This is a genomic window from Streptomyces sp. NPDC041108 (assembly GCF_055592645.1).
Genome location: NZ_JBVIYK010000042.1, coordinates 1 through 9391 on the forward strand (window position 1 = coordinate 1; position 9391 = coordinate 9391).

General features: G+C 67.9%; 7 protein-coding genes. 3 read left to right on the plus strand and 4 right to left on the minus strand.

Features of this window, described 5'->3' with window-relative positions:
- Positions 1-1123 precede the first annotated feature (1123 nt).
- Positions 1124-3670, plus strand: a complete 2547-nt coding sequence (locus ACZ6BB_RS41865) for a helicase associated domain-containing protein (protein ID WP_471620327.1) — start codon at positions 1124-1126, stop codon at positions 3668-3670.
- A gap of 388 nt (positions 3671-4058) precedes the next feature.
- Here ACZ6BB_RS41865 and ACZ6BB_RS41870 read toward each other — a convergent pair whose 3' ends face one another.
- Complete coding sequence (locus ACZ6BB_RS41870) at positions 4059-4352, minus strand: hypothetical protein (protein ID WP_471620328.1); 294 nt, start codon at positions 4350-4352, stop codon at positions 4059-4061.
- A 179-nt stretch (positions 4353-4531) separates the two neighbouring features.
- Between ACZ6BB_RS41870 and ACZ6BB_RS41875 the strand changes: the two genes are divergently transcribed.
- A complete protein-coding gene (locus tag ACZ6BB_RS41875; protein WP_471620329.1) occupies positions 4532-4720 on the plus strand; it encodes a hypothetical protein in 189 nt (62 codons plus the stop codon).
- Between the two features lie 246 nt (positions 4721-4966).
- Here ACZ6BB_RS41875 and ACZ6BB_RS41880 read toward each other — a convergent pair whose 3' ends face one another.
- Genes ACZ6BB_RS41880 through ACZ6BB_RS41890 form a run of 3 tightly spaced genes read right to left on the minus strand, consistent with a single transcriptional unit; the run spans position 4967 to position 8246 of the window.
- On the minus strand, positions 4967-5590 hold the full coding sequence (locus tag ACZ6BB_RS41880; RefSeq protein WP_471620330.1) for a TetR/AcrR family transcriptional regulator: 624 nt from the start codon (positions 5588-5590) through the stop codon (positions 4967-4969).
- A 4-nt stretch (positions 5591-5594) separates the two neighbouring features.
- On the minus strand, positions 5595-6722 hold the full coding sequence (locus ACZ6BB_RS41885) for a hypothetical protein (protein WP_471620331.1): 1128 nt from the start codon (positions 6720-6722) through the stop codon (positions 5595-5597).
- Between the two features lie 15 nt (positions 6723-6737).
- Positions 6738-8246: an FAD-dependent oxidoreductase gene (locus tag ACZ6BB_RS41890; RefSeq protein ID WP_471620332.1), complete on the minus strand. Its 1509-nt coding sequence runs from the start codon at positions 8244-8246 to the stop codon at positions 6738-6740.
- A gap of 115 nt (positions 8247-8361) precedes the next feature.
- Between ACZ6BB_RS41890 and ACZ6BB_RS41895 the strand changes: the two genes are divergently transcribed.
- Positions 8362-9126: an IS6 family transposase gene (locus tag ACZ6BB_RS41895; RefSeq protein WP_471620333.1), complete on the plus strand. Its 765-nt coding sequence runs from the start codon at positions 8362-8364 to the stop codon at positions 9124-9126.
- Positions 9127-9391: the final 265 nt, after the last annotated feature.

A 9391-nucleotide genomic window follows, 5' to 3' on the forward strand; every position in this document is an offset into this window, starting at 1 on the left:
CCCGCGGAGCGGGTACCACATCGCTGCGCGATGTGCAAGCGAACACCCGCGCTGCGCGCGGGTGTTGCGCTTCCGCTCCGCGGAAGCGCTGGCGGGACGCTGCGCGTCCCGCTCAACCCGACTGCTGCGCAGTCGGGTTGGTGCTCCGTCCGCTGCGCTCCCGGAGCGGGGGACTTCGTCCCCTGCCGGGGTCTCCGCTGCGCTCCGGCCCCGGTACGGCGGGTTCGCTGCGCTCCCCCGCCTGGCGGTCCTTCCGGCTGCGCCTGCAGTCCCTTCGGCCCGCTATCGCGGACCGGGCTGGCTAGGAGCGGTGGGGGCGGCGGGGTTGTGGTCTTGATCTGGTGGTGGGTCATGAAGCCCCGCACGGTCACCGCTGCCCAGATGGCAGTGCTCACCAGGGGTCACCCCTGCTCCCCCTTGACGAGTGCTCTCACCCAGCCGACCCGCCCAGCTGATGGTGAGGAACAGGGCCGGCCATCTGACCCACCGCCAAGTCCTCATGGCCCTTCGGGCGCGGGCCTCCTGTTCGCTGGGCTCTTGTGGTTGGGCTTGCTTGCCGTCCACGTCTACCCGCTGCAGGAAGGCATCGTCATCCCGCAGTGCCCGGTCGGTGCTCTGGGTGCGCGTCACGGTTTTCGGATGCGCGCCGGACCGCAGCGCCCTCATCCTCGACCAGCCCGGAGGGGTCCGGGAGTTCAAGCGCGGTGGCACAGTGCTCGCACAGCATCGTCCCGCCTTCGGCCGGGACGGCCGGCCTGCTCCCGCATGCCTTGCACATTCCCTCGCTCCGGTCGCTGTGCTCAGCCTGCTGGTGTTCCATCAATGTGCCCTTCTCTGTGGGGGTGCCGGGTTTCCGATCGTCTGAACCGGGTTCCCTTAACTGGCCGGGCATATCAGCGAGTGTGTGCTTCAAAATAAAACTGGGATAGACTCTGGACTGGGACAGTAGCCCAGATTAGGCATCAGGACCGGTTCGGATCACGCGTCTTAGGCTGGCGCTGATCGAATGCGTCACCCCGGTCGCGGATGGCCTCGCCGGGCCGGACTCAGTTGTACCGCTTGAGATTTCCTGTTCCCTGTCTCGTGCGAAATCTTGCCCGGCCCTAGGAGAAGGCAGATCAGAATGGCAGCGAAGGAGCTCCGTCCCCACCAGCGAGAAGCCGTGGACGCAGTTCTCCGTGCGCTCGAATTCCCTGCAAGATCGACTGTGCCCGAACGCGGACTTCGTACTCAGGTGATCATGGCGACCGGAACCGGGAAGACCCTCGTGGCCACCCGGAGCGCGGAGGAGCTCCGCGCGGGCCGTGTGCTCGTGCTCGTGCCCTCGCTGGACCTGCTCGCCCAGACCGAGACCGCGTGGCGCGAGGGCGGTCGTAGCGGCCCGATGATCGGGGTGTCGTCCCTGCGAGGGGAGGATGCGGGCTTCCCGAACACCACGGACGTGGACGAGCTCGTGGAGTGGACCCGCCACCTGGACAAAGTCACCGTGTTCGCCACGTACGCCAGCCTCGGCCTGGGCACACTGGAACGCGCGCACGCCGCCGGCCTTCCGGGGTGGTCGCTGATCGTCGTGGACGAGGCGCACAGGGTTTCGGGCCGGATCGGCAGGCCGTGGGCGGTCGTCCACGACAACACCCGCATCCCCGCCCTGCGTCGGCTGTACATGACCGCCACGCCGCGGCTGTGGCAGCTCGACGAGGACTCCGAGCAGGGCGCGCCGGGCGATCTGGTGGCCTCGATGGAAGACGACCCCAACTCGCCCTTCGGCAGCAGGTGTTTCACCCTGACGCTGTCGGCGGCCATCGACAGGGGAATCTGTGCCCCCTACCAGGTCGTGTGCCTGGACATCACCGACCACCAGCTCCAGGCAGCACAGCTCCTGGGCGAGGACGCGCGCTCCGAGCAGGTACGCGGAGCGCGGCTAGCCGCCCTGCAGACCGCCCTGGTGAAAGCCTCTGCGGAGGAAGGCTTCCGGCGCACTCTCGTCTTCCACCACCTGGTGAAGGAGGCCGAAGCGTTCGCGGCCGGCCTCCCCCACGTCGCCAAGCGACTGCACGCCACCGACCCGGAGCTGTACCCGAAGACGGTCTGGGCCAACTGGCTGTGCGGCGAGCACAAGCCGCTCCACCGGCGCCGCGTCCTCGACGAGTTCTCCAAGGGAATCGCCGCTGACGGCACCGTCGTGGAGAAGACGTTCCTCGGATCCGTTCGCGTGCTCGGCGAAGGCATCGATACATCCCACTGCGACTCCGTGTACTTCGCCGACGTACGCGGCTCCATGCCCGACCTCGTCCAAGCCGTCGGCCGCGCACTGCGCCTGCAACCCGGCGAAGGCAAGACCGCCTCCCTCGTCGTACCCGTCCTCCTCGGACCGGGCGAGACAACGGACAACATGCTCACCAGCCGGACGTACGGCGGCCTGGCCAAGCTGCTCGAGGCACTCAGAGCACACGACACCCGCATCGTTGAGCAACTCGCCGAACAACAGGCACCAAGCCGTGTCCGAGGCGTACAGAGCCGCAGCGGGGTGGAAGGTGAGGGAGCCGAGAACGACCGAAGCGACTGGCTGTCGGTGCCGGCCCGGGAACTGCTGAAGTTCTCCACACCGCGCGACCCCGCACAGCTGGCAGCGTTCATCAACCTCCGCGTCCTCAACCCCGAACACCAACACTGGCGACGCGGCATCGAAGCCGCCACCATCTACCACCGGCTGCACGGCAACCTCAAGGTCCCCTTCACCTACCGGGTCCCCGACCGCGGTGACCAGGAAGCGGAAGCCGAGGGGTGGCCGGCCTCCCTCGCAGGGTTCCCACTGGGGCAATGGATCGCCGACGCCAGGAGGTTCTACGCCCGCGGCGACATGGACGAGGACCGCATCGAGCAGCTGGAGGCGCTCGGCATGGTCTGGTCGCACTTCGACGTCGCGTGGGAGGAGGGCCTGGCCGCCGCGCGCGGGTGGGCTGCCGAAGCGGGCCACCTCCTGGCCCCGCTGGACGCCACCTACCAGGGGTACCGAGTGGGCATCTGGCTGAAGAACGCACGCGCCGCCGCCCGAAAGGCCGCCGAGAACGAGCAACGGCGTGCCGACGGCCTGCCCGTTCCGTCGTCGGCCGGCGCGCTGCCGGAAGAACGGCGCGAGCAGCTCGAGGACATCGACCCATCCTGGTGCCCCACCTGGCCAGTGGAATGGCAACGCTGCTTCCACCTCACCCGACAGCACCTGGAAGCCGGCCGCCCGCTGCCCACGTCGCCGGGTGACGTCGTGCACCAGGGCGAGGACCTTGGCCGGTGGGTGCGCTCGGTCCGGCTGGGCTGGGACAAGCTGAGCACCGTGCAGCAATGGATGTGCGAACACATCCTCGGCATCCAACCCGCCACCGACGACGAGAAACCCAAGCCCCGTATTTCGCAGGCCGACAAATGGGCGCTCAACTACGCCGCCGCCAAGCAGTTCTACGAGCGCGAGGGGCACCTCCGCGTGCCCAGGAAACACGTCGAACGGATCGCCGTCGACAGCGGGGACGACAATCACGACGGCGAGAGCGGCAGGCACCAGGACGAACGAGAGATCAGGCTCGGTGCATGGGTCGGGAATCAGAGATCCAGGGCCGCGGCCCTGGCGCCGGAGCGGGTGGAGCAACTGGCAGCCATCGGCATGCGCTGGACATGATGGGCGTCCTCGTTACCGCGGCCGCCGCGCTCACGGTCGGCTATCTGCTCGGGCGACTGCGCCCGTGGCAGTGACTGGGCGACTGGGCGGCCGATCAGGTCCGCTTCACCGGGGCGTGGGTCCGGGGCGGTGCTGGCCGCCAGGCCGTCGTCGTCCTGGTCCACGCCGTCACCGCGCCGCACACCAGCTGGTGGTGTTGACGATTCTTGAAATTCCCCACCCTTGCTCGGCTCTCTCCCCAGACCTGCTCTTGGTCCCCACCCGCGCGACGTGGCTGATTCCGTGAGGCAGGTCCGCCCGGCACTCAAGAGGCAGCGTGCTGCTGGTGATGGTCCGTGTCGCGACGCAGGGTTCTCCTCGAGTGTCCCGATCCTGCGGGCGGCCGAGGTCACCCCCCCTTCTCGGTGAGCTCGGCCAGCGTCTGCTTAAGCCAGCGCACGTGCGTGTCCAGCGCGAGGTCCTTGTAGTCGTGGACATGATCCAGGATCTGGGCCATGCGGGGCTGGTCGACGCCGGGCAGCCAGGGCTCATCGCGGATTTCCCGGGCCCGGAACCTGTCCAGCTGTGCAAGGCGCGCGTCGAGTTCAGTCTGCACGAGGCGGACCTGTTCGTCGCGGTCGAGGAAGATCGCGAAGGTATAGCGGACCAAGAACTCCGGGTCGCCAAAATCGGGTGACGGCACATACGGGATGGCCAGGCGCTCGCGCAGCTCCCGCTCGCCGGCTTCGGTGTCGATGTCCCCGGCGCGACGCCAACTGACTGATCGGCACTGTCAACTTTGACTGGGCGTCAGATGATCAAGAAGGAAAACCAGCCTCCACACTGCCGTGGCAGACCCCGCCGGACAACACCATCGGACACATGATCGCCTGGCTGAACGCCGAACTGATGAAGAACGTCGCTGAGATCGGGCAGCTGCATCTGATCCGAGCGGCCTCGAAGTCGCGGCCGGGGAAGCAAATGGGGCTCAGGAGAGGGAACGTCGTCCAACACGGCCGCCGCGACGTCGAGCTCAATTGCTCCCCAGGTCGTTACACACCCACAACGTGACAGCGGCCGTTGATCGCTTCGTTCCCCCCGGCCGTGCCGGGCCAGGAGCTGCGCTAGCGCGAAAGCCGAGTTGGGGTCGTGGGCCACGGGTCCGTCGGCCTGCTGGTATGCCGCGATCGCCCCTTCCACGTCGCCGCGCTCAGGAGCCCCGCTCTGGAAATGTGCTCCCACCCTGCAATTGCGTTTCGTTTTGGTTGGCGCCCGACTCGCGATTCGGTGCTGCCTCTTACGTCACCGGGTGAGTGTTCAAAAACGTGGGTGCGCGGATGCTGATGTCCGGGACAGCGCCGGGGCCAGCCAGCGGTTGAGGAAGGTGCGGAGCCGGGTTTCGTCCTGCGGTGGCTCGCTGGGGTGCTGCAGCAGCGACGTCAGGAGTCGCATGATGATCTCGGCGAGGCCGTTGAGGTCGTCCTCGTCGATGCCGGCGGCGGCCCAGTCGACGGGGAAGCGCTGCAGCATCTTGGCGCCGTAGGCGATGGTGTCCCCGGTGGTGGCGCCGCGGCCGAAGGCGGTGGTGTCTCCGAGTTGCAGCAGAAGGCTCAGGCGTGGCTCGGTGGGGATGGTCCGTACGCAGAAGACCATGCCTTCGACCACGGCTTCGGCCGGGTCGGTGATCCCTTGCAGGTGCGCGATCATCAGGTCGACGAACGACTCGGCGCCCTGGGCCGCCACCTCGCCGATGATGTCGCTGATACGGCCGAAGTGGCGGTAGACGGTCTGGCGGGTGACGCCGAGCTCGCCGGCGACGTCGGACAGGGTCGTCTTCGTGACGCCGTGCCTGTCGATGCAGCGGGCGGTCGCGTCGATGATGCGCTGCCGGGCCTCCGCGTCCGATGCGGGAGGCCGGCCTCCCCAGCCGTGATGCCCCATGGTCTCAGGATCGCACAGGCGTTGCGGTCCGTCGGGACGTGGTCTCGCGGAGTACGGCCACGATGAGCCCGGTTGCGGCTACGGTGCACAGCACGGTGTACCACAGGTTGCCGATCGGCGTGCCCTGCTCGGTGATGCCATTGGCTGCCGCGAAGTAGGCCGGCAATGCGACCAGCCAGAGGACGATGTGGACGCCGAGGTACAGCGCCGGATAGATCCGCGCGAACAGCGGCGATGCCACCGGAGCCCGATCTGTTCGCCGCGCGCGCCAGGCGTCCGCGAGAAGGTAGAGGCCGACGATCCAGACCAGGGCGAGCTCGGCACCGAGGATGGCCTGCTGGATCCCAAGCTGGTCCCCACCGCGGAAGACGTTGCTGGGCACGCCGGCGACCGTCATCGCGAGCGGTGTCAGGGCGCCGGCGACCACGGTGCGCAGGCTGATCTGCCGGCCGGTGAGCGTGCCTCGGCCGTCCTTCGCGCCGACCAGCCGGACGACGAGATAGGTCATCGCGCCGAAGGACACGGAGGCGAACAGGAACATGCTGTTCATCGGGACCGAGGCGAGCGCCGGCTCGTTGACCATCTCGTTGCCGGGGTTCCAGGCCCACCACTTCAGCTGAGGTCCGAGCTGATCGAAGATCTCGTAGAACGCCTGGCAGACGAACGCGACCGCCAGCGAACCGAGGAGGAGCCCACGTCGCGCGAAGACGCCGAGAACGCGGACCACCTCGTATGCGAGCTGCGACAGCGCCGGATAGAAGGCCACGATGTAGAGCGGCAGCCGGTCGTACATGAACTGCACGGTGAACACGTTGTGGGAGAAAATGAACCCGACGTGCTCCTCCAGGCCGAACCAGCCCGGGAAGTAGAGCGGCGGCTCGATCACCGCCAAGTAGACGAGCGAGGCGAACCACAGAGAGATGTTGACCGGGTCGTCGTCGCGCCGCCACCGCCGCCACGCATGGACGAGGGCGAACACCGCACCGCCGATGATGAGCAGCTCAAGGAACGGCATGGTGCCGTTCTCGAGACCGAACGGGTTGCGGAAGTCCACGACGGGATCGGCGTCATCGCAGGAGAAACCGAGCCTTCCAGCGAGGCGCTCGGCCGCTGAGTCGCATGAAAAGCTCATTCCCTGGTCCTCGAGTCAGTCATTGACGAGATCGGTCTCGGCGTACGGCGAGCTGCCGGCGCGGGTCTGGCCGGTGAAGTCGGTGCCGGGCGGATCCTGCTGGTCGTCGAACCCGCCGGGCACGACCGTGCGTCCGAGCCGCTGACGCACCTTGTAGCGCGCGATGCCGAACCAGAACCGCACATCGGTGGTCATCTCTCTGAGTGACAAGTCGAGGTTGAAGACCTGGGCGAACGTCCGCTCGACGTAGGCGTCCTCGCGGCTCGTGGCGTTGATGGCGTTGAAGACCGGCCAGCTGAGGCGCGCGGCCAGCTTGCGGCGCCAGGGAGCGACGACCTCACTCCCGGTCGCAAAGTCATATGCCTGGTCACGGGCCATCGCGAGCATCCAGGGCACGTCGAGTGACTTCTTCTGCCGGGCGAGGAACTCGCGGAAGAAGGCGAGGTCGAGGACGTCGTGGCCGTGCAACATCTCGGCGAGGATGAGCGCGGAGCGGGCCGCCGAGCTCATCCCCTGGGCGTAGAACGGGTTGAACGCGCAGATCGAGTCACCGACGCAGACCAGCCCGAGCGGGGGCTGGTCGAGCAGGTCGAAGCGACGCCACTTGTTGCCGGTCGAACGAGTGAGGTGCACCCCGGAGGTCGGAGTGCAGGCACGCGTCGCCTGCCCGAAGGACCTGGCCCGCACGCGGTCCACCGCGGCTTCGAAGGTGTCGACCTCGCGCGGCATCCGCATGCCCCACGCCCCCATGCACACGATGGCGCGGTCACCCTCGATCGGGAAGAAGTTGCTGAGGAACTTGTGCTCCTCGGGATGGTCGCCGGTGTCCTGGGTCGGAGTGATGACCAGGTGCTTCCACCACCACGCCGGTGGACGCCGGTCGGCGGGCGGCAGGTCGTACCACCGCGACGTGTAGGTGACCTTGGCGTCGAGGGTCTTCTCCGGCGGCGCCGGCCATCCCGCCGTGCTCAGCCAGTCGGCGACGGAGGAGCCACGCCCCAGCGCGTCGACGACCAGGTCGGCGGACAGGTGGCCCGAGTCGTCGCCCTCGCGGTACTCAACTCCCTCGACGCGCCCGCGCGCGGTGCCGCCCCCGGTGGAACGAAGTCCGGTGACGGTCACGCCCTCGCGGATCTCGATGGCCGGGAGCTCGCGGACCTTGTCGCGCAGGACCCGCTCGATGAGCACGCGGGAGCTGTAGACCATCGTCATCGACCCAGCCTTGCGCGGGGCCCAGCCGGCGTTCTCGCAGTACGCCGCGTCCATCGACGGCATCAGGCACATCCCGCCCGCGGCGATCAGCGCCTCCTCGAACCCAGGAAAGATCTCGCCAATCGCGCGACGCCCGGAGTTGAGGAGGAAGTGCGGGTGCTTGCTCTGCGGCACGCCCCGCCGATGCTGCGCGTCCGGCGGGAGCCGGTCCCGCTCCAGGACGATCACCTCGTCGAAATGCCTCGCGAGCACTCCCGCGGCGCACAGCCCCGCCACGCTACCGCCGAGCACCACGGCCGTCTTTCCCCGCATGCTACCTCCATTCATACATGTCATGGCTGAATGTATGAGCGGCGGGGAAGGTAACAGGTACGGTCTGAAGATGCCACCCTTCCCGCGGGTACTGTCACGTTGGCTGACCGGTGGGATGATCTTCGGGTCGATCAAGCTGGGAGGGTCGTCCGTGGGCAGTGCGTCGCTGTCGTACAAGGGGCACCGGTACCCGGTCGAGGTGATCTCCCACTGCGTGTGGCTGTACTTCCGGTTCCCGCTCAGCTTCCGTGAGGTCGAGGAGTTGATGCTTGAGCGCGGCGTGATCGTCTCCTGCGAGACCATCCGCCGCTGGTGCGTGAAGTTCGGGCAGCGGTACGCCCATTCGCTGCGCCGTCGCCGGCCCCGGCCTGGTGACAAGTGGCACCTGGACGAAGTCTTCATCAAGATCAACGGCGAGCAGAAGTACCTCTGGCGGGCTGTCGACCAGGCCGGCATGGTGCTGGACATCCTGGTGCAGAACCGGCGGGACAAGACCGCGGCCAGGCGATTCTTCCGTCGTCCGGTGAAAAGGACCCGTACGGTGCCGCGGGCGGCCGTCACGGACAAGCTCCGCGCCTACGGCGCCGCTCACCGCGAGGTCATGCCCTCGGCCGAGCACCGCTCGCACAAGGGGCTGAACAACCGGGCGGAGAACAGCCATCAGCCGACGAGGCAGCGTGAACGGGCGATGAAAGGCTTCCGCTCCGTGGGCGGGGCCCAGCGGTTCCTGTCCGCGTTCAGCGGCATCTCGCCCCACTTCCGGCCCCGCCGCCATCTGATGACCGCTCCCGGCTACCGAGCCGAGATGACCGTCCGCTTCGCCATCTGGGACCAGATCACCGGAGTCACCGGAGTCGCCGGCCTCGCCGCCACGGCCTGAGCACAGCCCGAAACCGGGCTCCACCACGCCGCGACACACCATCAGACACCTACCCACCCAACAGCGTGACAGCGCCGATCGGCTTCCTGGAGGGCCGCGCGGGCGCCTCTTGGTCACACTCGAAGAACCCGCGCGGCCTCATGTCACGATCAACCCACGATGACCGAGTCGTTACTGACCTTGTCGGATTAGCTTCGGGTGCCGGGGTTGAGGGTCAGGCCGGTTTCGGTGAGGCAGCCGTCGATGAGTTCCGGGTGGCGCTGGA

Bases quoted from the DNA above. Each gene is read 5' to 3' on its own strand.
- ACZ6BB_RS41890 (WP_471620332.1), bottom strand. From the start codon at position 8,246: ATGCGGGGAAAGACGGCCGTGGTGCTCGGCGGTAGCGTGGCGGGGCTG.
- ACZ6BB_RS41875 (WP_471620329.1), top strand. From the start codon at position 4,532: ATGATCGCCTGGCTGAACGCCGAACTGATGAAGAACGTCGCTGAGATC.
- ACZ6BB_RS41885 (WP_471620331.1), bottom strand. From the start codon at position 6,722: ATGAGCTTTTCATGCGACTCAGCGGCCGAGCGCCTCGCTGGAAGGCTC.
- ACZ6BB_RS41865 (WP_471620327.1), top strand. From the start codon at position 1,124: ATGGCAGCGAAGGAGCTCCGTCCCCACCAGCGAGAAGCCGTGGACGCA.
- ACZ6BB_RS41880 (WP_471620330.1), bottom strand. From the start codon at position 5,590: ATGGGGCATCACGGCTGGGGAGGCCGGCCTCCCGCATCGGACGCGGAG.
- ACZ6BB_RS41895 (WP_471620333.1), top strand. From the start codon at position 8,362: ATGATCTTCGGGTCGATCAAGCTGGGAGGGTCGTCCGTGGGCAGTGCG.